The sequence below is a fragment of the Aliiglaciecola lipolytica E3 genome (assembly GCF_000314975.1).
Classification (GTDB): Bacteria; Pseudomonadota; Gammaproteobacteria; order Enterobacterales; family Alteromonadaceae; genus Aliiglaciecola; species Aliiglaciecola lipolytica.
The window spans coordinates 54,484-79,259 of sequence record NZ_BAEN01000023.1; the positions used below are offsets into that span (position 1 = coordinate 54,484).

Annotated in this window: 15 protein-coding genes; 2 read left to right on the plus strand and 13 right to left on the minus strand. The window is 41.5% G+C overall.

Going from position 1 to position 24,776, the window contains the following annotated elements; genetic code table 11:
- Window positions 1-116: 116 nt before the first annotated feature.
- The 5 genes from GLIP_RS05835 to manD form a co-directional block, all read right to left on the minus strand.
- The gene (locus GLIP_RS05835; protein WP_008843668.1) at window positions 117-1,919 is read right to left on the minus strand and encodes a DUF885 domain-containing protein; all 1,803 of its coding nucleotides are present in this window, start codon (window positions 1,917-1,919) and stop codon (window positions 117-119) included.
- Window positions 1,920-2,013: 94 nt separating this feature from the next.
- Window positions 2,014-2,850 (minus strand): hypothetical protein, encoded by an 837-nt coding sequence (locus tag GLIP_RS05840; RefSeq protein ID WP_008843669.1) that lies wholly within the window; start codon window positions 2,848-2,850, stop codon window positions 2,014-2,016.
- A gap of 44 nt (window positions 2,851-2,894) precedes the next feature.
- The gene (locus GLIP_RS05845) at window positions 2,895-4,658 is read right to left on the minus strand and encodes a sodium:solute symporter family transporter (RefSeq protein ID WP_008843670.1); all 1,764 of its coding nucleotides are present in this window, start codon (window positions 4,656-4,658) and stop codon (window positions 2,895-2,897) included.
- 11 nt (window positions 4,659-4,669) lie between these two features.
- A complete protein-coding gene (locus GLIP_RS05850) occupies window positions 4,670-5,809 on the minus strand; it encodes a Gfo/Idh/MocA family protein (RefSeq protein ID WP_008843671.1) in 1,140 nt (379 codons plus the stop codon).
- A gap of 49 nt (window positions 5,810-5,858) precedes the next feature.
- Window positions 5,859-7,076, minus strand: a complete 1,218-nt coding sequence (gene manD / locus GLIP_RS05855; RefSeq protein WP_008843672.1) for a D-mannonate dehydratase ManD — start codon at window positions 7,074-7,076, stop codon at window positions 5,859-5,861.
- A 113-nt stretch (window positions 7,077-7,189) separates the two neighbouring features.
- Between manD and GLIP_RS05860 the strand changes: the two genes are divergently transcribed.
- On the plus strand, window positions 7,190-8,194 hold the full coding sequence (locus tag GLIP_RS05860; protein WP_008843673.1) for a LacI family DNA-binding transcriptional regulator: 1,005 nt from the start codon (window positions 7,190-7,192) through the stop codon (window positions 8,192-8,194).
- A 382-nt stretch (window positions 8,195-8,576) separates the two neighbouring features.
- Window positions 8,577-9,269 (plus strand): hypothetical protein, encoded by a 693-nt coding sequence (locus GLIP_RS05865; protein ID WP_153886277.1) that lies wholly within the window; start codon window positions 8,577-8,579, stop codon window positions 9,267-9,269.
- 22 nt (window positions 9,270-9,291) lie between these two features.
- On the opposite strand, the gene GLIP_RS05870 is transcribed toward GLIP_RS05865, so the two are convergent.
- The 8 genes from GLIP_RS05870 to GLIP_RS05910 all read right to left on the minus strand — a co-directional run bounded on the left by GLIP_RS05870 (window position 9,292) and on the right by GLIP_RS05910 (window position 24,699).
- A complete protein-coding gene (locus GLIP_RS05870; protein WP_008843675.1) occupies window positions 9,292-10,038 on the minus strand; it encodes a hypothetical protein in 747 nt (248 codons plus the stop codon).
- A 1-nt stretch (window position 10,039) separates the two neighbouring features.
- Complete coding sequence (locus tag GLIP_RS05875) at window positions 10,040-11,845, minus strand: hypothetical protein (protein ID WP_008843676.1); 1,806 nt, start codon at window positions 11,843-11,845, stop codon at window positions 10,040-10,042.
- Window positions 11,842-13,014, minus strand: coding sequence for a hypothetical protein (locus tag GLIP_RS05880; protein ID WP_008843677.1), 1,173 nt, complete (start codon window positions 13,012-13,014; stop codon window positions 11,842-11,844). Before GLIP_RS05880 ends, GLIP_RS05875 begins: the two co-directional genes overlap by 4 nt.
- 143 nt (window positions 13,015-13,157) lie before the next feature.
- Window positions 13,158-17,153 carry a PKD domain-containing protein gene (locus tag GLIP_RS05885; protein WP_008843678.1) on the minus strand — a complete coding sequence of 1,332 codons (3,996 nt, stop codon included), beginning with the start codon at window positions 17,151-17,153 and terminating at the stop codon, window positions 13,158-13,160.
- A 480-nt stretch (window positions 17,154-17,633) separates the two neighbouring features.
- A complete protein-coding gene (locus GLIP_RS05895; RefSeq protein ID WP_008843679.1) occupies window positions 17,634-18,833 on the minus strand; it encodes an MFS transporter in 1,200 nt (399 codons plus the stop codon).
- A gap of 42 nt (window positions 18,834-18,875) precedes the next feature.
- On the minus strand, window positions 18,876-20,579 hold the full coding sequence (locus GLIP_RS05900; RefSeq protein ID WP_008843680.1) for a serine hydrolase: 1,704 nt from the start codon (window positions 20,577-20,579) through the stop codon (window positions 18,876-18,878).
- Complete coding sequence (locus tag GLIP_RS05905; protein WP_008843681.1) at window positions 20,570-22,201, minus strand: sulfotransferase; 1,632 nt, start codon at window positions 22,199-22,201, stop codon at window positions 20,570-20,572. Before GLIP_RS05905 ends, GLIP_RS05900 begins: the two co-directional genes overlap by 10 nt.
- Window positions 22,202-22,272: 71 nt before the next feature.
- Entirely contained in the window at window positions 22,273-24,699 is a 2,427-nt protein-coding gene (locus tag GLIP_RS05910; protein WP_008843682.1) for a TonB-dependent receptor, read from the minus strand.
- Window positions 24,700-24,776 lie beyond the last annotated feature (77 nt).

Genomic DNA, 24,776 nt, shown 5'->3' on the forward strand with positions numbered 1-24,776 from the left:
GCTGATACGCTTGGTTGGTATTTCCATAAGCCACCCAAGCGTTACTTCAGTCTGTTACATCTTATTTAGGACGAGTTTGTTTTATAAGGATTAGAGCTAACAAGCCTAGTCTTTGTTTAATTTTGAGATTTTACAGATTGTATCCAATTGTCGATATTTTCTTCCAATACCGATAAAGGAATCGAGCCACTACCTAACATGGTGTCGTGAAAAGCTTTGATATCGAATTTGTCACCTAATTCGTTTTTCGCTTTTTCTCGCAATTCAAGCATTTTAAGCTGTCCAATTTTGTAAGCTAATGCTTGACCGGGCCACGAAATATAGCGGTCAATTTCATTAATAATATCGGCTTCGCTTTTTGCCGCATTGGCTTTGAAGTAGTCAATTGCTTGCTGGCGAGTCCAGCCTTTGTAATGAATACCGGTATCGACCACTAAACGTACAGAACGCCACATATCATAGGTTAGTTGGCCAAAACGAGAGTAGGGGTCTTTATATAACCCTAAATCATAGCCCAGACGTTCGCTGTACAAGCCCCATCCTTCTACAAATACAGTAAAATTCATAAAACGGCGGAACGCAGGCATCTCGTCCAATTCCATCTGCAATGCTAATTGCAGGTGATGGCCGGGCATTGCTTCGTGCACGCTCAATACTTCCATTTCATATTTGGGGCGCGTTTCTGGTTGATATAAATTCACATAATAGTAGCCCGCGCGCGAACCGTCTGCTGCTGGCATATTGTAATAGGCTGTAGTTGAATCTGGGGCCACGGCATCTGGAATGGCTTTTAATCCATAAGGCATGCGGGGAAGTTTGCCAAATAGTTTGACCAATTCTGGATCAATGCGTTTACTAACGGCTAAATACGCATCAAAAAGTTCCTCAGGCGTTTCATAATAAAATTGTGGGTCGGTGCGTAAAAAGGTCACAAACTCTTCAAATGTGCCTTCAAACCCAGTTTCTTCAATTATTTTATCCATCTCAGCACGATTGCGCGCTACCTCATCTAAACCAATCTGATGGATTTCGTCCGGTGTAAGTTCAGTAGTGGTAAAATAGCGGACTAAATACTCATATTTTTCCTTACCATTTGGCGTGTCCCAAATTCCATGACTCGTGCGCGCGGCGGGTAAATATTGATTAACGAAGAACTGATTAAACGCTTCATATGCTGGTATAACTTGCTGCTTTATAACAGTCTTCGCTTCTTGTTGTAAGCGCGTCTGTTCAGCCACAGGAATATCGTCACTCATGTTGATAAAAGGCTGATAAAAAAGACTATCTTCGGGTTTATCGACAATCTGCTTTTGAATCTGAGCCGGAATGCGCTGCATGGTCGCTTTTGCTGGCATAATTCCTTGTGCTATACCTGCTTCCATTAGTAATTGATTTTGTTGAATATGTTCTGGGAGTTTTTGTAATCTTGAAAGCCAGTTTTGATAGTCTTTAACCGAAGACAATGAAACAAAGTTAGCCATGTCGTCTAAGGTTTGCACACCTTGAGACTGGTCTAGCGGCATTAGATACGGTTTGAATTGGTGTTCTTCAATTGCCATTTCCAATTGCCATTTAAACAGCTGATAATTCGTCTTATCACTTTCGGATAAAGCACTGGTATCAATTGCGTTTAGCTTTTTTAAAACCTCTCGGTAATGCTTGTCTGATTGGTGAATAGCCTCGAGGCTCATATCTCGCCAACGACTATTTAGCTCGTCATTCCCTAAGCCAAGATAACTGGCATAGGTAGGATAGGTATCCATCAAGTATTGCCATTCATCATCGAGTAATTGCTTTAATTGCTGCTGGGCTTGAGAAGATGTTGTTACTACAGCTTGTTTTTCAGCCTGCTGGTGACCAGCACAGCCACCCAATATTATTGCTGTAATCGCGATTATTATTAACCGTTTAATTTGCATTCTAGAATTCCCTCTTTGCACGATTTTTAACCATGCTAGAGGGTTCAGATGCGTTTAGCAACTTAACATTGCGCTAATCAGTTACTATTTGCTTTTAATCAATTAGTTTTCTCATTTGCTGCTCAACATCAGTATATATTTTTGATTCAATAAAGCCGATGGAAAAGGTTTGCGGAGTGGTTAGATATTTATCTTTTTCATGGCGACCAAAGCCAAGCACGGTCATATATGGCCGGCTTACATAGTCATCTGGGTAACTGTCGTCTTGATGATGTAAAACGTAGAGCATTCTTGTGCTCGCTTGATCACCAAACGCAAACCACTCAGGTGAAGGCAGGTCGCCGATAAAAGATTCGTTAATTGAGTGCTGTTTTTTGTCTTTGGAGGCATACCAGAAATCTGTATCATCCATTGTTCCTCCTGGTACACCTTCATATTGAACCCAATACTTGTAACCCTCGCTTACTTGTTTCATCGTGAAATCACAACGATCCGGAAAAAAATCCCATTGTCCTTGCCAGTTTCCATTATCTGATGTGAAGGTTATCCGTACATGATTATTAGTTTCAATATCTACCGTTGAGGAAGATAAATCAGTTCCTGCATTTAGGGCATGAAAATAATTACCATCTTGCTTATGTATTGCATTTGGGAAACCTCGATATTCGCCTTTCCAACCAGACCCCTTTTCATTGTGAAAACCAATCCAGTCAATGCCATCATTATCTAGCATACTGGAAAGGCCACCACCTTCCTTTTCTAAGTAGAAGGTGGCATTTGCAATTGTAATTATATAGGTGCTTACACCACCTGCTGAATCATCAACACCATGGGTTAGCTGCACCGAATTGTGCTCTGGCTCAGCCGCACAACCGGATATCAAAGCAGCAATAATAATCAATCTAAAAAGTCTGTATTTGCTTGAAAGCATAACGTTTACTCACATAAAAATTCATTGATAGCATGGGCGTTTCCTTATAGAGCAGGCTGTGTTTTATTCGGATTGGCGCTTCGTTTTAATAAAAATCCAGTGCCCAAAATAGCCAGTGCACAGCAACCGAAGACTGCGCGTCCCCATAACGGATTGGGGATCAACATCATTGCAAAAACACCTAAGCCCATATACATAACCATCGAACCGAGTTTGTCACGTTGTTGCCGGTCAAATTCGTCTTGTGCAAAATCGGCAATAAACGGAGTCTCTACATCTGCAAAGAACGCTTCCCTTTGTGGTTTGTATTGATCTTTTTCCTCTGAATAAAACAAAGTAGTTAAACAGAAAAATGCTGCCGTGATGAATATATGTCCGCCAATTGTCAGCATCAGGTTGATATCAATTGATTCACGACGAGTAAACTCGTTCTCCATACCGATAATGTCTGCGAGTAACTCTGGTGTGAATATGTTGGCCATAAACCAAGATACAAAAAGACCTAAAGCAACGGTTACCCACGGAGCCCACTGAGGTGTCTTCTTTATAAACAGACCGAAAATGAGTGGGATTAGCAAAGGAACCTGAATCATGGTGGATACATTCATCATCAAATCAAACAAACTTAACTCTTTTAACGATTTGAAGAAAAGTGCTACCACAATAACCAAGATGCCACTAATAAAGCTAACGATACGACTAATGTGAAGCAGGTGCTTATCACTCACTTCTTTGTTCTTTTTAAGCAGCATTGGTTGGTAAATACTTCTTACGAAAATGCCCGAGTTTTTATTCAACGCGGAATCCATTGACGACATGGTGGCAGCAAATAATCCCGCCAGTAAAAGACCTACGGTTCCAATTGGCATAGCATTGCGTGTGAACACTAAATACACGGCATCGGCCGCTTTATTGCCTAACTCAGGGTATGATGCGGCGGCATCCGGATATAACGTGGCTGATGCCCAAGGTGGGATAAACCAAACAATACTACCCACTCCCATAAGTATCATTGCCAGCAAAGCAGCCTTGCGTGCATTAACCGAGTCTTTGGCGTTTAGAAAGCGAAATGAATCATGCATATTCATGATCGTAATCATCTGCTTGGCTAAGAAAAAGACGAAAGTGGCAACTAATATGAGTCCATAATTCATATCCGGACCCATAACAAAATCTACTGGGAAGTTATTCACCATAGCAACTGGGCCGCCGACTTTGATTAATGCAATGATGGCGCACGCGATGGATATGACGGCTACCACTAACGTTTGCACGAAATCAGAAGCAACTACTCCCCAAGCTCCGGACAATACTGATACGAATAATACAGTTAAACCTGTGGCAATAATGGTGGTGCTAACATCAGCATCAAATACGACACTGGTAAATACGCCCAGTGCATTGAGCCATACTCCAGCGTTGATAAAACTGAAAACAATTAACGCCCACGAAAAAAATTGCTCGTTTTGATCACCAAATCGACGTTTTATTCCTTCAGTTGGCGTATCAACTCGCATTTGACGAAAGCGTGCGGCAAAATACGCCCAACCACAAAAGTATGCAAAGGTATTGGCAAAAAAGACCAAACTAATTGAAAACCCGTCGGTAAAGGCTTTACCTGCGCCTCCAGTGAATGTCCAAGCCGAAAACTGAGCCATAAACGCAGTTGAGCCCACCATCCACCAGAGCATGCGGCCACCACCCCGAAAATAATCACTGGTTGAATTATCTGCCATTTTCTTAAAGGCAAATCCAATTCCAATGACAAGCATAAAGTATCCAGCAATTACGATATATTCATAAAACATAGGAAAGCCTTTTATTGCAGTTGACTAACGTCAACCCAGTTGTCGTTTTTACGAATTAAGTCAATAAGCTGTTGATATTGGCTGCCTTCTTTGAAGGTTTGATAGTGTCCGACCTTTTCGCCTTTTATATCATTGAGCAATTCTCTGATAAGGTAACGCCAATTTTTTTCAGTATCACCTTCCGCATTTGGCACGTTAGCGGCGATATCTTCGGGTAACGCTAGTTCCTGCCAACCGTTGGTTTTATCGTGTAAATAAAGTGGTCCACTAGCGTAGTGCCCCTTTATGTAAATTGCCCCTTGGCTGCCATAGATCACAATATGATCCTCGTGAAAACGCGGGTGCAACCCACCATGTTTGAATAACACTGAGACGGGTTTGCTTGCTAAATCACTTTCTAATTGGGCTAAAACCGTATAAGTCCATTCCACATTTGACTCACCCCATTTAAGTGATGGATCATTTAAATCACTGGGAATAAAGTCGCGTCGCTTTTTAAAGTTATGCACGCCTTCCACGATCGGCGCTTTACCTAAGTCATCACGCACTTCGCCCATAATGGAGAGTATTTTTTCACCTACAATGGAAGTCACAATGGATAATTTGTGAGTAAAGTTGTTGTTCAATCGCCCTCCGCCATGTTCCTTACGGTGCGACCAACCAAAGGGGATATCACGCTCTAAATTGAAATGTGAGATACATTCAACTTCTAACGGCTCACCAATTTTCCCTGCTTCGACTAAACGTTTAGCGTGAATCACATCCGGCATGTATCTGAAGCTTGCTGCGAATGCAGTTTTCACTTTTTTTGCTTTTGCTAACTCATAGAGCTGTTTGGAGGACTCACCGCTTTCAGTCAGTGGCTTATCACAGAACACGTGACAGCCATGCTCAATTGCTTGGGTTATAGCTTCAACGTGAGCGCCACCTGGCGTGGCGATAGATACAACATCTGGATCACAGTCAGTTAGCGCCTGCTGCCAATCTGTTCCGGCATAGGGAATGTTCATGTCTTGAGCGACTTGATCTACCACATTGGCTGTTCTGCCAACAATACCGACTACTTCTGCCCCCATGTCTCTAAAGGCCTCAGCGTGTCCTTGACCTGCGAATCCAGTGCCAAAAATTAGAACGCGAATTTTTTTACTCATTTTGTGTCTCCATTTAACAAACGTTAAATTCTAATAACGAAAAAAAGTCTTACCAATTCCAAACCGTGCCGTCTTCTAACCGGCTTACCGGCAAATAAGAACGTTTATAGGGAAACTCCTTGGCAGCTTCTTCATCAAACTCAATTCCCAGTCCAGGGGCGTCACTCACATACGCCATGCCTTGTTTTACCTCTATGGATTGTTTGAATATTGATTTGGATTGTTCGTTACCTAAACCGACAAACTCTTGAATACCGAAGTTGGGGGCCCAAATATTTAAATGCATATGTGCCGCGAAACAAATAGGAGAAAGGTCAGGAGCACCATGAGGCGCTGTCTTCACATTATAGATGCTGGCAAAATCTGCCATTCGTCTTAAGGCTGTAATCCCACCGGCGTGAGTTGCTGCCGCCCTTAGGTAATCAATCAACTGATTTTGAATCAGATCTTTGCAATCCCAAATAGTGTTGTAGGTTTCGCCGATTGCGAGTGGCGTAGTGGTGTGATGGCGAATGATTTTGTAACTATCTTGATTTTCAGCAATAGATGCATCTTCTAAGAACATAAGGTTGTAGGGTTCTAATAACTTACCTAGCTTTGCTGATTCAATCGGAGTGAGGCGACTGTGCACGTCATGCAGTAAATGAACATCATTGCCAAAGCGCGCTCTCGCTTTGCTAAACAATTCTTCAATCATGTTGAAATATTTTTGCGTTGACCAAGGTTCCTCAGGGGGAAGAGGCCGGTTACCCTGCAATTCGTAATAGTCTTTTTTATCGCCTAAAACACCATAGGTGACGTTTAAACCGGGAACTGCAGATTGCAGTCTGATGGCTTTGAATCCTTGCTTTATAAGATCTTCGGTTTTGTCCAAAGTATCTTCAACATTTTCTCCACTGGCATGAGCATAGAGAGTGACTGCTTGTCTGCTTTTACCGCCTAGTAGTTGGTAAACCGGTAAACCTGCGGCTTTGCCTTTAATATCCCAAAGCGCCATATCGATAGCTGCGATAGCTGCCATATTTACTGGACCTTTGCGCCAATAAACACCTTTGTATAGGTACTGCCAGATATCTTCAATGTCGTGCGCGTTTCGACCAATCAGGCAAGGTGCGACATGTTCTTGTAAATAGCTAACTACAGCCATTTCTCGGCCATTAAGTGTGGCATCACCTAAGCCATAGATCCCCTCTTCAGTTATCACTTTCACAGTGACAAAGTTTCTGCCTGGGCTGCAAACATATACGTTAATTTCTTTAATCTTCACCTGAATATCTCTCTTAGCCAATAATTTACTAAACCGGTTTAGTTGAATAATTTAACACAATATTGCAATATGTCAAATTCGTTCATTCAACTAAAAAAAATCGAATTTAAAAAATGGCTAAAGTGAAATTAATTGATGTTGCCAACTATGCTGGAGTATCAAAAAGTACCGCATCTCAATATCTTAATGGCCGTTTTGACTATATGTCGAAGGATACTCAAGAGCGTATCCGCCAAGCTATTGCCGCATTGGATTATGTACCCAACCCTATCGCGAGAAATTTAAAAGCAGAAAAAACCAACACCATCGGTGTGATTGTCAGAGACATCACTGGTTTTTATACAAGTAAAGTGATCCGTGGAGTTGATGATTTTTGTAAGCAGCAGGGATATAACGCGCTTATCTATAACACAGATTTCGATCCTGAGGTGGAAGCGAAATCGTTGGAATCACTTTATCAATTGCGTGTGGATGGCATTATTATCGCCTCATCAGGCAGTAATACTAAACTGATCAATGATTATATTAAGCGCGGTATGCAAATTGTGCATTTTCAACTTGAGCACGACGGCAGTGAAAGAAATATTATTCTTTCTGATTACAAAAAAGCAGCATTTGATGCGACTGAGTACCTAATTAAACTTGGCCATCAAAGAATTTGTTTTGTGACGCAGGATTTTCAAAATGTAAAATCAAGGCATGAGCGTTATCAGGGGTACGTATCTGCATTAAGCAAACATGGAATCTCTGAAGATAAAGGCCTAGTACAATATTGGCAACGTGAAACGGGTTTGCAGCAATCTTTAGATAACATTCTTAAAACAGCCAGACCCACTGCGTTTTTCACACAGCATTTGCCGATTACGATCGAACTGTTAAGACGTTTAAATCAGGCGAATATTGATATTCCAAAAGATGTCTCTTTGCTCGGTTTTGACGATATTCCAATGGCGGAGTTTTTTAAAGTGCCAATCTCTGTTGTGAAACAAGATCCTTATCAAATTGGCATTGAGTCCACGAAACTGTTGCTAAATAATATTTCTGGAGAGAGTAATAAGGCACATAAATCCTTAATTCCTTGCTCGTTATTGAAGCGTGAATCCTGCAGAAAAATCTGACATATCGCTTTAAAATGAGCGTCAAAGCAAAGATGCAATTGTTGGTGCTTTTAGGCAGCAAAAAAGTTTAAACTCTCTTGAGAGCTGCTTTTTTGTTGTCTCGTGTTTGCTAATGATTTAGTCATGCAACGCAAAGATCGTTAAGATTCCCCGAACTAGGGTAAACAAATGTCTTCTGACAATCGCATAAACCCAAATTAGCTCCCAATAATCACTTTATATTTTACTGGGTATTTTTTACTCCAGCTACCAAAAGATTGATGCTAAAACTCGGCTATTTACCTTAAAACACAAATTTTATCTGCATTTATTAAGTCATTTCAATTATTTACGTCTATAAGTTAACTAGACGATGCTAATTCCGTTTCATTGGGAGAGTGATTTGCGTCATAGAAAGGTAAATATGCTAATGGTTTTGCTTGTTGTTGGCTTTAATAGTCACGCACAAACTGAAATGGATATTGGTTATGACAGCAAATATGTAACTGAAGGGCGGAATAATTTAGTCGAGGGTGGCATTGTTTGGGTCAGTGTTAATCACCAACTAGACACCAGTTGGTTGATTGGCGCTGCTTATGGTGAAGCTAGTAATGATGCTGTGGATTATGACGAACTAAATGTAAGTATTGCATTTAGTCGTCAAGTGGGCGACTTGTGGTATAGCTTAAATTATACTCGACTAGAATTTTATGCTGACAACCAAAGTGATAACGAACTAGGGGTTTTTGCCAGTTGGGAAGGGTTTGAACACGTAATTCTAACATTCGAGGTAGTGTATAGCAGTCAAGCTGATGGCTCTTTTTTGCAACTGGGCGTAACAAATGGGTACAAACTTAGTCGTGATTTGATGCTTTCCCCATACGCAAAAATTGCCTTCGATTTTGGATATGCAAGTGAACGCTCTGAAGGGCATAATCACTATGCTTTAGGCGCGAATTTACGCTACCAATTCACTCAAAACATTAGCGTTATTTCAATGGCAGAATACAACATTGGTGGTAGTTATCTCAAAGATTTAAACGATAATCAAAGTGATCAAGCTTGGGCCGGCTTGCATTTAAACGTAATTTTTTGATCTTAATAGTGTCAGGTATTCATTAGCAATTGCTTATTTGTTCAGGTATCGGTCCGAGACAACCGGTAAGTTTTATATTTGCATTGTTAGCCTGAATTCTTAAGTTTTCTACGCGGCAGGCCGTATTCAATTCAACCTGAGCTCTTGCTAATAACCCGCTTGCACCTTGAGAAATATGTTTGCAAATAAGTGTGCTCAACCTTTTATCGAACTCCGTTAATAAACTTTCAGGTACACTTTCTAGCAAATGTGTATGCATTCTAATCATATCTGTCGCTGTGGCTTCGTAACGGTTAAATATATCTAGTGCTACTTGATCGTTGATTTGTGTATTTGTTTTGAGCGTCTCAATATTAAACAATCTGGTGGTTTCATCTATCGAAGCTAGATCTTTAATAAACGTCAACATACCACAATCGCGTGGGGCATTATTCCACTCTTTTTCACACACCTTTACCCCCGCATTCGAATAGGCGACTACACTGGTTTCTTCCGCTTTCCATGCAGCAGTTGCTGCAACTCGATAAAGACTAATTTTATTAAGAGCAGTTTTTGATTTTTCAGCTTCTTGTGCTGTGGTGGTTGCTAAGTCTGCGAGCATAGATAGGGCAGTTACCTCCATAGTGTAGTCTTTTGTTGTTTTAGCTTGTTCTAATGAGCTGTAGTAGCTATTTAGTTGTTCATTGGCATCCATCAAGGTAAACGTGGTTGCACACCCCACCAGAAATAATGGGGTAATAACCAAAAATGATATAACTATTTTTTTCACGTTATTCTCCTTTTAACAGTTTGTTAGCCGTTTCGATGCTTAAATTGCCAATCGATATCCCCTCAAGCACTGACCCTAATAGAACACGTAGCAAGTGCAACCACTCTTTGCTGCCTATCTCCATAGGAAAACTTACAGCTAGTTCGTTTAACTCATCCAATAGCTCTTCAAAGAGGGATAAGTTGTCGCGGATTGCCTTAGCATTGCCTGACATATTGGTAAGTGAAATAGTGATTGCTTCTTGTAAGGTAGCACCAACTAACACAGACAATTCTTTGCCGTTGGCCATATTCATTGCTTTACTGGCTGATTTTAGAATTACGGTGATTAACTTAGCGCCCAATATGTCTGCAGAACTGCTACCGAGTTTAAATAGACGGGCTGGATTAGACGCAGCTTCTGCAGCGGCAACGCTGGCAATCACTTTCCAATTATTCGCCGTTAGAAGTAAGTGTTTATCTGCGGCCATCGCAGAGGTAATTGCGGCGATAACGCCATGCCACTCTTTATTGGGCCCAGCAATTAGCGTGGGGTTTGCAGATATCTGCACTAACACTATTTGGCCTATTTCTGTCAGCTTCTCAGCGGATAAAATGTTTGTTATGCCTTTGTTTTTATTGATGGAGTCGGCCATGGAAGTGGTGAGGTTTTTAAAAATGTCGACGGCCAGCGTTTGCCATTGATTGTCAGCATCTGCGAACCTATGAGCGTTTTGACCTACAACATTAATCGCTTCTGCAAATAGCTTTGTGCCTGTTTCTTGATTGAAAGGAAAGGCAGCGTTTTCCAGTACAGTCGAAAATGATTTTAGCGCGTTACGTGCAACTTCGTGTTGTGGTTGGTCGCCTTTTACAAATAGTTTTGGGTTGGATTTGGCGACCCCTAACATTGCGCGGTATAAACCGATGAAACGCTGTTCGCTAAATGGCTTTTTCAGTCCGTCTTTTGCCGCTTCTAGTAACAAAGCTTGGGTGACAGCGCCCATTGCCGTATTAGGTAAAAATGCGTCACCTAAAAATGCATGCTGATTTGTTGCTAATGTTTCTAATGCTGCTTTAGCTGCAGGACCGACTATTGATTCGGTAACTTGTTGCCATTTTATTTGCTCGGCAATGCTGGTTGGGAAACTATTAACTACCGGGGTTAGGGAATTTGAGAGTAAGGTTTTTACGTGCTCTTCTTGCACTACCCAGTCTGGATGTGCACAGAGTGTTTTTAGTCCGGCTCTTAGAAATCCACTAGCTATTCGCTGGGCAAACTTTTCTTTTTCTCCAAAATCGCCTGAGTTCGGCAGAAATGCTGCCATATTGGCTGAAAAAGCGGATATAAGCTTTTGACTGTTGGGATTATCAGAAGCAAGACTTGGATTAATGGCTATGTATTCAAGCAGAATATCAGCAGCCGTTAATGCTATCCGAGCAAAGGGACTTAAATTAGGATCTCGGCCCGGGTCAAACTGATTGATTAATGTAGTTCCACAAGGGACCAATGCAGCTTCAAAATCTACCCCTTCTTCCGCACTTTGCTTGAGTATTGCGACGTACAAACAATCTATTGAGTCTTTGTCTGATTTAGCGCAATTTGAGTCCCAATATTGAACTAGGTCTCCCTCGGCTTGTACGCGTTTTTTGTATGCGCTGTTGCTAGTGAAAATGCCGTTTACGATGGTTTCTCGGCTAAGATCTTGAGGATCAAGACCCGGCAGAAGAGCTGAGGTATTACGTGCTCTTTGCTCAGCAATGTCTTTGGTTACCGTTCCCAGTCGAACGATGGACTGCACCGCAAATTGAACTAACATAATATTCATCTTAAACCTCCTTGTTGCATGGGTTTTCCATTTACATTCAATAATCTTCTACCGGTTGCTTTAGCAAACTCGTTTGCTTCGCGTGAGGTATTGAATATATTGACGAAACGCTCTGCGCGACTCTGCGAAGATTGTTCTACTGCTTCAGCGTTTAAGTTTTCCTCTTGTTTAACCTGACTTTGAAATGTCTTAGAGACTTTACTGACTGAGCTTAAACGTTTGTATGTGTCAAACCAAAACGGCCCACCTAAGCCGACCAACAAGCCAGATGCAAACACGGAAAGCAACCAGCCTAAAAAGGCTACTTTATGGTTAAATATCCAACTCCATACACTATTATTTGCATCCTCTTGCGATTCGTATAAACGGGCTCTATTCCAAGGAGCAAAGTCCCATCCAATAGGCAACTGTGCATGTTCTAAGTCTTGCATTCCATTATTAAACACCTGCTTAATTTTGTCTGCTTTGAGATCAAACTCTTCACTTGTTTCTTGCTCCGTTCTCGCCGCTTCTTCGGCAATAAGTTGTGCTTGCAAACGATTTGCAATGCGGTCACCTTCTTGGATCAATGCCTGTCGAGATGCTTCACTTTGGGATAAGGTCTTCATGACTTCAACCACATTGAAGTTGATGGCAAATACTAAAAAAAATCCCACCAAAATTGATATAAATCGTGAACGTTTTGCGAAATACCTTGAAGCACTATCACCATAGTCTTCATATTTACTGGCTAAATCTTCTAAAAAGACACCTAGTTTACTGTTGTCCGAACCGAGCTTTTTGGAACGATTTAAGATTTCTTTACCAACTGGAGTTTCGGCTAATCGTTCTAAAAACTCTAGTGTTGAAAGTTTCTCAACTTTGTCTACTTTGCGGAATACTTTCAAAGCTTTGTACATGAAAAGTTGAAATTTGCCGTCTTTTTCCTTAATTGGAAGCCAACGCATATCCGTCATTTGTTTAACAAACCTAGCGCTATCCATACCTTGTGGATGGTGGGTTAGTAGTCTAGGTGCAATAACCTTATCAAACATCTGTTCCATCAATCGTTCTAAACCTTTAGCACGTTGATTTAAAAAGTTATGAAATGACTCAACGATCGCCGACACAATAGTTGAAAGTATCATCATCACTACGGAAAAGGCTAACAGTGAATCCAACCAACTCATGCATGTTTCCTTGTCTAACTAATTGACCTTAAACTAGATTAGTATCTGTACGTTATTTATACAAGCAGTAGAGGTTTTTACATTTTGCGCTTAAAAAAAATCCCCGTATTACCGGGGATTTAATTTGTTCAGATTAGCTGAACTTATTTTAGTTTTTCATCATTACAACTTTGTGGTGTTATGCCGTACTTCGCGGATACTCTAGCTTTCGCAGTTTCACAATTTTCAGTTGAAAAAGCAGATTTCGTCACTTTACGGGATGTGGATTCCGGCTTCGCACCGTTTCCTAATCCCGAGCTGAGTGACAATTTAGAGCTGTCATAGCCATTTAAGCCACAAACTCGTGCTGCATTACAGCTAATGAACAAAATATCATTAAACCGTGAAGTACCTGTATCATCCACTCCTGCTTCAGAACTGCTGGATACAGTTAACGGCGTTGTGGAATTAAACTGATAGTTCCGGCGATTAGCACCTTCCGTCTCATTAAGAATCACATCAATAGTGTAATTTGTAGAAGGACTACCACTGTAATAATGCACATCAACATCGAACTGACCATTGCTGTATGCGGTGTTACCATCTGCACGGTATGAAACCACTTCTGGACCGTAACCTGAGGTGTCATCACGATCGAGGTTTCCTAAAGTAGCTGTGCGGTCGCTATACCATATCGTTTCCGCTAATGGATCTTTTGAGTAAATATCGATATCAGTGGCTGTGTCCCAGCGTAAAACAAATACTACTCTTGAAGCGATAAGTGCATTAACGCCAGTTGAACCTGCGGCAACACCATTGAGGGTGATAATTTCTTCTCGTGTAGTGGGTGAACTGCCGTTGAAGCCCTGGGCTTTTACATTGTTCGCTCCCAAAGACATAACCACAGAGCCTTCAAAACTTCCAGATGAAGACATTGGAACAATGGTGGTTATGCCATTAGCAGTAATGTGAACATCGGTAGTTGCATCTTGACCTTCGTCAGGAATGTTGCCTGAGATACTGATAACTCGATCAGATACATCTTCACCAGATTGATGACTGGTTATTATGGTATCGACATTCAATTCATCGCGAACCTTGAAAGAGACCTTTACGGTGGCGTCTGCATCTTCATCTGAGTTCACTAAAGTTACAAATAACTTAGGTAAATTAGTAAGGCCTTCACCGTATACATAACTTGATTGCAATGAGCTGCTAAACCAAGTGTGCGGTACACCATCTATCGTATTAGTGCTCTGAAAACCAGCATCGTTACTCGCAATCGATACATAAACCTGTGAAGTAGACTCAATTAACAGTTCTGCCACTTTTCCTTCTGGCATAGTGCCAGTAAAAGCGGGTACTTCAAATGATACTGCACCAGCACTCTTTATTTGCGCTACATTCTGCAACGTATAAATTGTGTTATCTGGCTGCGCTAGTAAATCAGCAACAGTTGAACTTAGGTTTGGAGAGAAACGATAGTTGGGTTTTTCAAATGGAAAAACGATATTAGTTTCATTGCTATCTAACGAACTAATACTGTTATTTAGCTGCGTAGCTACATTGTAGAAACTTAATGCGGAGGCAAGAGAGGCACTATTATTTGCGCCAAAGTGATCGCCAAAATCACACCCCATGCCATTTAAAAGTCCATTCAGATTCTTCAGTGCTAAAGGGTCTGAAGCTGGTGTGAAATTGAAGACTTCCTGCATAGTCGTATTAAAGGCTGGACACTTTTGATCTAACAACTTGAAGAATGAAAAGCGTTGATAAGGACGATTACGGTTTTCACCAATTCCTGTTTTTAATCCTACTTCAAGAATGCGTTTACCAAGTCGTTCCTTCGCTTTATAGGTATTGATATTGTCAAAAATAACGTCTTCGACCCACCTCGCTGTACCTTCGTATAGCCAAGCGATTCCTACTCCACCTTGAATAACTAAGGATTGATTCTCAAGTTTCGTATCTGGGTGTCCTTGTGCGTGATGGTAATACTCATGAACGGATGTACCCTGTATTGTTGTTGCAGCTTTACTGTTGAGATCAGTTATATGCAATACTTTGTAATCTTCTCTTGAATTGACAAATCCAAGTGTTCTGGCGTCATCCATGGTTTCTATGCGCACGGTGAATTCGTCATCGAATCCTAAATTCTGTAACGTAAATTCTGCTCTGGCATCAACAATCCAAGACACAACTTGTTCTTTAGAAACACTGTTCCAGCGAAGTAAGTCGTCACCCCAGTCGTCTACCGTAATCGTTACCGCAGGGTCCGCAACGCTAGTACATTCAAATTCATCAATTGAAAAGCCAAAAAAGGTTTGTTGAGTACAGGTAACTTCTGCAGCTGTTGCAGCGTCAACTAGATAACTCGCACTTGTTGCTTGTTGGGCATTAGCACTGGTTTTACCGCTCGAGGGTGCAACATAGCCAAAAAAGCCTAAAGCGGGTAATTGTGCGAACCTGAACGCTACAAAAGGTGCCTCTTCTGTTCCGCTAAATTGACGGTTATACCCACCCACTGACCAAACATGTTCAACTGAATCAGATATTTCACTGTAGGTATAATAGCGAACATCATCAATCTCAACGCCGCTGGGTAAATCACTTAATGAAAAGCGAATATCGATTTCTGCATCCACAGCTTCATTTACTATTAGGCCGTCAGTTAACGCTATTACTCCAGATGGTTGATTCGGAATGTCCGCCCTGTCTACGCTACTAAGCGTTAACGTTGCCAGTGCATCCAACAATTCTACTTGGCTTAATTGCACACCGTTCAAATTTGAATTGTCTTCAGTAATTGTGAGCTGCGATGTGCTTTGTTCATAACTTGTGGCGAGTGAAGCCGTTTCAGCCACTGAAATCGCTACAGTTGCAGTAGAAAATCTGCTTCCATCATTAACCGTAACATCGAAAGTAGAATCTCCGCTCGCTATATTACTAGCTGGAACCCAACTCAGTAGGCCGTTATTGAAGTCAATTGACATACCTTCTGGTGCGTTATTGATTGCATAAGTCAGCGGATTATTACCTGTATACGTTGGTTCAACTAAGTAACTAAAAGGTACATTGGGCAAAGCTGAAAATCCTTGCTCTGGGACGACGACCTCGAGTTCTATACCTTTTAGTGTCACATCATTAGGATTTAACCCATTGTAAAATGGATCAGAAGATGTGACCTCGGATAAGATTATTTGATAATTTTGTTCACCATCAACGACATTTGGATTTTGACCATAGACATTTACAGTTTGTGGCACTTCCCAATTGTCAGGCGTGAAAGTGAGACTACTCTCTTCGGGCATTCCTTCACTTGGGTCAGATGATGTAACATTAATGGTTAAATTGGATATAGGTTGACTGCCTACAGTAACTGAAAATTGAGCCAACGAATTTACGTTCGCCGTATTTCCGATTACTTTACCCACCTCAATAAAAGGTGCAGGACGTCCTAGAATGATAATGCTGTCCGATGCACTAGCGCCGTCATTGTCGGTAACCGTTAAGCTAAATTCAAATTCTGTATTTTCAGATAATTCAGGAATCTTTATCGTGGCGGTGGCTGTATCGCTATCAGATATCGGCAACATCACTGAGCCGTTATTCACTTGGGTCCATTGATAACTGCTAATAGTGCCATTCAGGTCTGAACTCGCACTGCCATCCAGCGCAACCGTTTCACCGACTTCTGCTTGTGCGTCTTCGCCAGCCTTGGCAACAGGTGGAGTATTAACACTGGCAACATCTTTAATAGTAATTACAACACTATCTGTGGCAGTCGCTCCATCATCATCAGTGACGGTCAAATCAAACTCAACAAGTGTGTCAGCATCTACTGTAGGAGCATTGAAACTTGGCGCTGCGTCAGTTGTTGAAGAAAGTGTTAGTGTTGGTCCCGAAGTTTGCGTCCAAAGATAGGTGCTAATTGTACCATCTGAGTCACTTCCTGAACCCGAAAGAGAGGCGTTTAATCCTTCGTTTATTTCAAAGTCAGCACCTGCATCAGCTGTAGGCGGTTGATTAGTAGGTGTTGGTGGAGGCGATGTTTCATCGGAATTACTATTACCACATGCAGAAAGCATAGTGGCAATACACGTGGTCAGAGCTAATTTTTTAAATGCTCGGACGTTAGTGACATAAAGATTTTTATTCATATAGGTTCCTTTTATTAATCCTTAAATAAAGGTTTGTTTTGAATCGTGGTAATGACTTCTGGCTATCGAATTTAACTGGGAAAGTGGTTACTTAATTAGTCTCGTGTCAAACGTTGTTTAGGAACGAATGAGCTATTTTTAGCAGCATCACAGATGCCAATGATTTACTGGAAATTATTGACACAAAAAAGACTTCGTTGAACCCTGCTTTGACTACCCGAATATTATCCGAATGGCATTATTATTACGAATCATACTTTATCGTAAAAAACAGAAAAATACAGTTATTTATATAAATCAAGTGGTTGTGTGATTGTCAGGCAGTGAATTGACTTGTTGAGGCGACAAAAAAGTCAGGGTTAAATATAAGTAAACAGCGAGTAACTACTTCAATTCAGCTGATCAAAAATTGATTAACCTACGACTGTTTACTTATTCTTAAATGATACGGTAGTGCAAATTTGCCGGCGCTTTGGATTGCTAAGGCGTTATTTTAGGTTTTTCTGAATCTAGTAATCTCGCAGGCCAAAATACAACAGCAGTACACACGATTAACAGGGCTGTCGCAAAATAAATAACAACTTGATAATTGTCTTCTCCTAACAGCAGTGCAGCGGCCATTGGACCAGATGCTAAGCCCATTTTTGATGCGAAACCACCCAAAGCCGCTAACTGTCCTGCTTTATCTAACTCTGAGCAAATTCCGAACATGTAGGGTAGGGCGAATGCCCAGGTGATACCGATGAGTATATTGGCGATTAAATACACCATTGAGATTTCGCTAAATATAAGGACCCAACTACACAATGCGGTCACAATAATTGCTGCAACTAATGGGACAGTGCGACCAAATTTGGTCCCGATCAGGATTACCAGCAAGGAGCCGAATAATGCCACCCAGCTTGCACTTGCTAAGGCTGGACTCATAAAGTCCATGGTTAACCCTTCTGCTTCACCAAGACCGATTACATAAGCGAATAACCCCATATTTGCGGCTTGAAATAGGAAAATGGCCAATAAAGTAAGTAATAGAGGTTTACGCCTTACTGCTGCCGGGATTTCAGCCAAGGGATCTATTTTGGCTACGGGGTAATTACGTAGAAATGGCAGCATAAGTAGGGTAATAAACGTGAAGCTCATCAAGGCAACAAATAGAGCGGTGGTTCCGTATTGGGGGACCATCGCAGGTAAATACATGATGCCTAGTCCACCTAGTCCCCATTGAATCAGCAATAAATAGCCAAACGTTTTATCAGCATCTTGGGTGCGCGAAATGACCGCAAAACCGATGCCTACCATCAGTCCTCCCACTAAACCATGGACACCACGGACAACAATCATCACATAAGGGGAGGTGATAAAAATAGACGCAAAATCAACCAAAAAAATGACAAGGAGTAGCCCATAAGCCCACTTTTTCCAATTTATGTGCTTCACCATGAAAACCGCTAAAAGTGCTCCAGCCGCTGCTCCATATAGATTGGATGAACTGACAAATCCGGCTTGCTGATTGGTAAAGTTTAAACCTTGAATTAAACCACTCACTAATGCAGGCATAATATTAATGTAGAAGATCCCAGCAGTGGTTAAAAATGCTAAGAATATGCGCGCTAACACCCCATTCGAATCTACTTTCCAGCTTGCTACTTGCGTATCATCGACTGTTATTTGGTTAGCCATCTTACTCTCCGTTACTGCTGATAATACTAAAACCCATGCTGATTAATCAGCACAAACTGCATCTATCTTGTTTAATTCTGTTAGGGCTGCTGTCCAATTAAATTGATAACTATCACTCACATAATAATACACAGTGTTGTTTTCTAGCAGTGCTAAGGTAATGCCACCGTATCCAGACATAAAAGGGATCCATTTGTCTGTCTTACAGCTAAAGGTTGACTCTACTTTTCTGGCCCAAAAACTATGCTGATAACGAATAAACGGATAATCAGTTGTCATTCCACGGTTCTCAGGTGTCATCTGTAGTGCTTGGTGTAAATATGCGGTGGACAGGGTACTTTTAGTATTGGGCAGTGACGCTTGATGTTGAATAAAAGCGGCTAGCCTGACAAAGTCATCTCGATTGAAGAACAAACCATAGCCCGCATATGGTTGTGCGATATCATCTTGCGTACGTCTGGTGCGTGCAGTTATTGGGCTTAGCTCTAAAGGTTGAAATACGTCTTTAGCTAAAATGTCGCTAAAAATATCAGTATTTTCGCCTATCTTAGCTTTGATAAAATTATTTAATCCCAATCCCAATAAGTAAGTGTCTGAGGAGTGATAAACAAACTTCGTCCCTGGGGGAGTTTGTCGGGTGTAGTGTTCACAGGCAAACTTTACTCGCTCAACATGCTTCGATGCCATAAAAAATGCTAGTTTCTCGGGCGCAGCCTCATCTACGGCATAGTTTGTTGAATCAAAGTTTCCGGTAGACATATCGAGTAGGTGAGCGAAGGTCACACCTTGCCAGTTTTTTCCATTGCATTCTTTTACCCAGCGACTCACTGGTTGATTAAATACGTCTCCGAAGCGTTTTTCTAACATCATCATAGTTAAACCTGCGAACAGCGATTTCGCAGTGGAATAAGAAGGCAATACTAATTGATCACAAAATGGGTAATCTCCACTGCGGGTAGAACAGTTTGAAGCATAGTGTGTACCTTTGTAGAGAACACCAAAAGCGCTCATATCTGTGGGCGACACAACATTAGGCAACCCGAAATTTCTCACATCGATATTAGTGTTGAGTTTGCTTAGTTCCTGCAATGACAAAGTAGGCAGTCTGTGGCTCTTTTCATTTGCATACTCGGTGATAATGTCATTAGTTGAAAAGTCAGTGGTTTCACTATGCTCGGCTCGACCTGAACCCCAAAAATCCGCTTTAAAATATGCACAAGTTTCACTGCTGATTTGATAGTAAAACCGGTTGGCATGCTTACTGGACTCAGTTTCAATAACCAAAATACCGTTATGTACACAGTTTTCATTTTTTTCTACTAAGGTAAAAGGCAGGCTAATTCTGGTTGATAGCTGATTTTTGGTGATTGGCCAGTATGCACCTACGCCCACAAAATAATCCCAATTTGGGTTGTCTGTGAGGATTAAATGACGTGTTTTTGGTATCACTTCGCCTTTTTCATTACTCACCCAGCTAAAACTTATTTCGGGCAGTATTTTAGCACTTTGCTTTTTGGCAACGTCAGATTTGACCACCTGAAGGCGTGACGAGTGCTCATTTATTTTCAGAACTAATTTGCCGCTCTTAACGCTTCTAGGCGTTCGTTGTTCACTATTAAAGGGATAAAGTTCACTCATTGAAAGCGGTTGTTGAGGTAGGTAATCTGCTTGATTGAATACTCTGTCTAAGGAGCCATTTGCCGTGTTGCAAAGTAACAGCAAAAGAACCGCAAATATTATTCGCATATTAAACCTGCTTGCTCAAACTTCAAACGAACCGATTCAAGTTGTTTGCTCACTTGTTTCCATTTATTGACCGAACTGGAATACACAGGTTGCCTTACTTGTGCGGCACTGGCTGTAGTGGATGGCGCGGCATTGTGCTGGAAATCGAAACATGCTTTTTGCCTGCTCAGGTCACAATAATCCAATAGCGCATTTGTTTGGGCAGTAAAATCAGAAGTAAGATGTTCGTATGAAATAGTATGAATATGATTAGGTAACACCTTTTTCCAGTGAGCCATCAAATGATGGTGGGCAATTTGATATTGGCACAATTCATCCAAGTCATATGAAAAAGGATAACCTTGCGTAAAGATGTGTTTAAAAATGGCAAAGCAGGTATCTAACGGATTTCGCTCAACATGAATGATTTTTGCTTTAGGTAATGCTAAACGAATCAATCCTACATAAAGTGAATTTAGTGGTAGCTTGTCGATGAATCTAGCATAGTCTTTGGTGTCGGGCCGGGTGCTTTGAATGTAACGTTGCCCTAGTTGTTGAAAGTCTAGACTTTTAGATAAACCAATCAATTCCAGCTTATTTGCAGGCTTTGCCACACCGCTTTGCTGAATTTGTTGCATCATTTGGATAGCAAAATTATTCAGCTCGCCAGCGCTAAAAACATCCGAATGACTACTTATAATGCGCTCAACCAAAGTACTGCCCGTGCGCGGTAAACCGACTATAAAAATCGGCTGAGTGGAATCATATCCTGTGTTGGTTTGATTAACGGTGTCGTTATCGAATACCTGTGCTAAATGCTGCAACGTTTGCAGATCGTTTTCAAGCGAGTATTGCATATGTTGGCGGCGTACAGATGCACCTTGCTGGAAAGCATCAAAGGCGTCTGTGTATAAATTTAAATCTTCAAGTTCTTTGCCAAGCGCATAATAAAGTTGCGATTTGGCTAACGGAGGAGCCGGGCGGTCTAACGCCGAATGCAGCTCTTTAATATGATTATTTTGTTCTGTTTGTTTGTTTAAATTAGAGCGCAACAACCAAGCTTCTGTATCGTTTGGATTTAATGCAATAAGTTTATCTAGAGCATGTTTTGCTTCTTCAAAATTTCCTAAAAAACGTAACAAAGAAGCTAGGTTAAACAATACTTGTGGGTTGTTGGGTTGTAAATTTAGGGCTTGTTGATAACCGGCCAGTGATTGTTGGTAAAGATTTAGCTTGTTGAGCAGCAATGCCAGTTCTGCCCAAAACAACACCGACTTGTTCGCTTGGTTGATCAACGACAAAGCTCGTTCACGCGCTTTTGAACGATCTCCAAGTAGGTATAATATTTTGGTCTCTATTAATTCCCATTCGGGTATATCGGGTTGTAACGCTAGCGCTTTTCTAATGGCGTTAAAGGCGTCAGGTATTTTTCCCAAACGCAGATTAATGTCACAAAGCGCATGCCAGCCAGGTGCAAACTCAGGGTGTTCTTTACACAGATTTTGGGATTGTATTTGCGCGGTTTCTATGGCTTTAGCTTGAATGTTTTTCCAGACAGCATCGAGGGCTGTTTGCGCCTTATTTATGTCTTCATTTTGCATGGGCTTTGGATCGCAAATGACGTTGGTATTTCTTGTTAGCATATCAACCTATGTCGGTTTAAACGAGCTGTTTTGATGACCAACAATCCAGTCACCAAAACAGCTCTTAGCGATTAAAAACGATAGTTGAATGCAACACCAACAGTTCTTGGCAAGCTTATGTAATCTTTAGAAGAGTTACCCAAAAAGTTTTCATCTGGATCAGTACCCATGTAGGCTTCTGGCAATAGTCCAGTTACACCATCTTCATTGAAGATGTTTTTCACATAGAAGGTTACATTCCAGTTTTCATCGCTGATTCTGGAGGTCAGGTTCCAAAGTGAGAAACCATCGATATCTGCCTGGAGCGTCGCGCTTTCACCTAAGTAATTAACTGAGTCTGACTGATAGTAGGTATTTAATTGAGTAATCCAATACATACCGTTATCCAGCTCATGGGTGTAGTCCAAAGCTAGGCTCAAAGTATGCTCTGGCGAAGCCGGTAAGGTAGTGCCGTCAGTTGCCTGTACACGAGTCGCGCTGTCTGCAAAAACACTTGATGGCACAATAAAGTCTGCCGTTAATTCTGCGTTTACATAGGCATAACCCAATACATAATGAATACTGTCAGTAAGGTAACCTTGCAGTTCAAATTCTATGCCTTGGGTGCGCGCAGAATCACCATTTGCAACGGTATAGAAACCCCAATAGGATGATGTATTTAACTGCGGGTCATCCCAATCAAGCATAAACGCAGAAAGACTATAACTATGCTTTCTATCATCTAAGTAACCTTTTATACCTAACTCATAGTTTACCGCAGAGTCCGAATCGTACTGTTGCCACTCTGGACGTTCAGCGAGACTGCCGTTTAACGGTACCGCATTTGCACCACCGCGACGGTAACCTTCAGATATAGTCCCGTACAACATAGTGTCTGCGCTAATGTCATATGACATATTTAGCTTAAACAAAGTGTCACTTTCAGTCGTTTCAAAATTAGGCTCAGCGCCTAAGAATGGCCAAATTGGCAATAACAATTCAGTATTATTGGTGAAGGTATTGTCGAAACGACGGATACCCATCGTGCTACGAAAATCATCTGAAAAATGGTAGGTTAATTCACCAAATAAGGCTTTGTCTTTGAAGTTTTCAGTACGTACATAATGGAAGTCATTGTCGGTATAAATCATGCCAAAATCAGCCATACTCGGCCACCAAGGGAAAGCGGCACCTGCCCATTCCTGATAACCAGGCATGTAGCTATCTTGGGTCGCAATGCTATCTTGGTCCATATAATAAGCACCAATTACCCAGTCAATATTATTTTTCGTCTGATTCGATACAAGGCGAAGCTCTTGTACAAACGCTTCGTCATCGTAACCACGCTCTGCAAGCGCCATTGGACGGGGAGAGCCGTAATATAGATCAGCAAACCAATTCTGTTGCGCGTAGAAGCCAGTATTATCGCTGATAGAACTTCCTTCGTGATTATACTTTGAACTACTTGAAGTGAGCGTTGCAAACCCAAGGTCCCATTCTGCTTCCAATGAAGTTAAATCAACCTCACGTTCTGATGGTTCAAGTAACACCGCCCCGTTTTGATATTCACCATATTGCTGTTCGCTGCCGCCTACCCAATTTGTACCACGGGTTACTTGTCTACGGCCTCCAATTTCGTCGCTTTGTTTTTGATACGCTAGGTTGAATGTAAGATCGTCCGTGGCCTGCCAGAACAATGACATACGACCGTAATCAATATCCACGGTATCTGCATCTTCCACACTGCGGAAGCTCACGCCACCATTGGCTAGATCGCCACCTTCAGCTGCCGGTGCATAATTGTTGCTGTCTAAAACATACACATTCGTGTAATCAACGATACCATCATTATCGATGCGGCCTACATTGGCGCGAAACGCTAAGTTGTCAGTAATAGGCACATTTACCAATACGTCCATATTCAAACTATTGCCTTCAGAGCCTTCGGTTTGTCCAATAGACATACCCACACTACCGTAAAATTCGTCGGTTTCAGCTTTGTTCATGCGGTATTTTACTGTACCAGCTAATGAACCAGAGCCATACAGCGTACCTTGTGGACCACGCAGTACTTCGACCATTTCAATATCTTTGAGTATGAAGTTAGCGTTTAACGGTGTTTCATCTACGTATCCTGCAACGGTTGATACCGCTGACAAGGCTACATCACCTTGCGCACCACTGTTAACATTAATTCCTCGAATAACAACACCACTGATTACGCCTGAATTTCTATATCCTCTATCTACCACAGTGGCACCTGGGATATTTCTTAGAAGTTCAGTTGAGTCAATGATCTTACCTTCGTCTAACTCAGTTCCAGAGACCGCAGAAATGTTGTAGGGCACTTCTTGAATACTTTGGGTACGGCGGTTGGCAGTCACTTCAATGCGTTCAATTGTTTTACCTTCTTGAGCGGCAACTTCTTGCGCAGAGGCGTGATATACCGGTGAACTCAAAACCAAGGCGCTGGCAATGGCTTTGGCAATGGTATGTTTGTTAAACGTCACAGAATGCATAGTGTTACTCCAATTATCGTTTTATTATTATCTTACTCGAGGGTAAAACACTGTCTTTCGAATCCGTAGTACCAGAT

Bases quoted from the DNA above. Each gene is read 5' to 3' on its own strand.
- GLIP_RS05885 (WP_008843678.1), bottom strand. From the start codon at position 17,153: ATGAATAAAAATCTTTATGTCACTAACGTCCGAGCATTTAAAAAATTA.
- GLIP_RS05880 (WP_008843677.1), bottom strand. From the start codon at position 13,014: ATGAGTTGGTTGGATTCACTGTTAGCCTTTTCCGTAGTGATGATGATA.
- GLIP_RS05895 (WP_008843679.1), bottom strand. From the start codon at position 18,833: ATGGCTAACCAAATAACAGTCGATGATACGCAAGTAGCAAGCTGGAAA.
- GLIP_RS05840 (WP_008843669.1), bottom strand. From the start codon at position 2,850: ATGCTTTCAAGCAAATACAGACTTTTTAGATTGATTATTATTGCTGCT.
- GLIP_RS05845 (WP_008843670.1), bottom strand. From the start codon at position 4,658: ATGTTTTATGAATATATCGTAATTGCTGGATACTTTATGCTTGTCATT.
- GLIP_RS05835 (WP_008843668.1), bottom strand. From the start codon at position 1,919: ATGCAAATTAAACGGTTAATAATAATCGCGATTACAGCAATAATATTG.
- GLIP_RS05875 (WP_008843676.1), bottom strand. From the start codon at position 11,845: ATGAATATTATGTTAGTTCAATTTGCGGTGCAGTCCATCGTTCGACTG.
- GLIP_RS05910 (WP_008843682.1), bottom strand. From the start codon at position 24,699: ATGCATTCTGTGACGTTTAACAAACATACCATTGCCAAAGCCATTGCC.
- GLIP_RS05900 (WP_008843680.1), bottom strand. From the start codon at position 20,579: ATGCGAATAATATTTGCGGTTCTTTTGCTGTTACTTTGCAACACGGCA.
- GLIP_RS05860 (WP_008843673.1), top strand. From the start codon at position 7,190: ATGGCTAAAGTGAAATTAATTGATGTTGCCAACTATGCTGGAGTATCA.
- GLIP_RS05850 (WP_008843671.1), bottom strand. From the start codon at position 5,809: ATGAGTAAAAAAATTCGCGTTCTAATTTTTGGCACTGGATTCGCAGGT.
- GLIP_RS05905 (WP_008843681.1), bottom strand. From the start codon at position 22,201: ATGCTAACAAGAAATACCAACGTCATTTGCGATCCAAAGCCCATGCAA.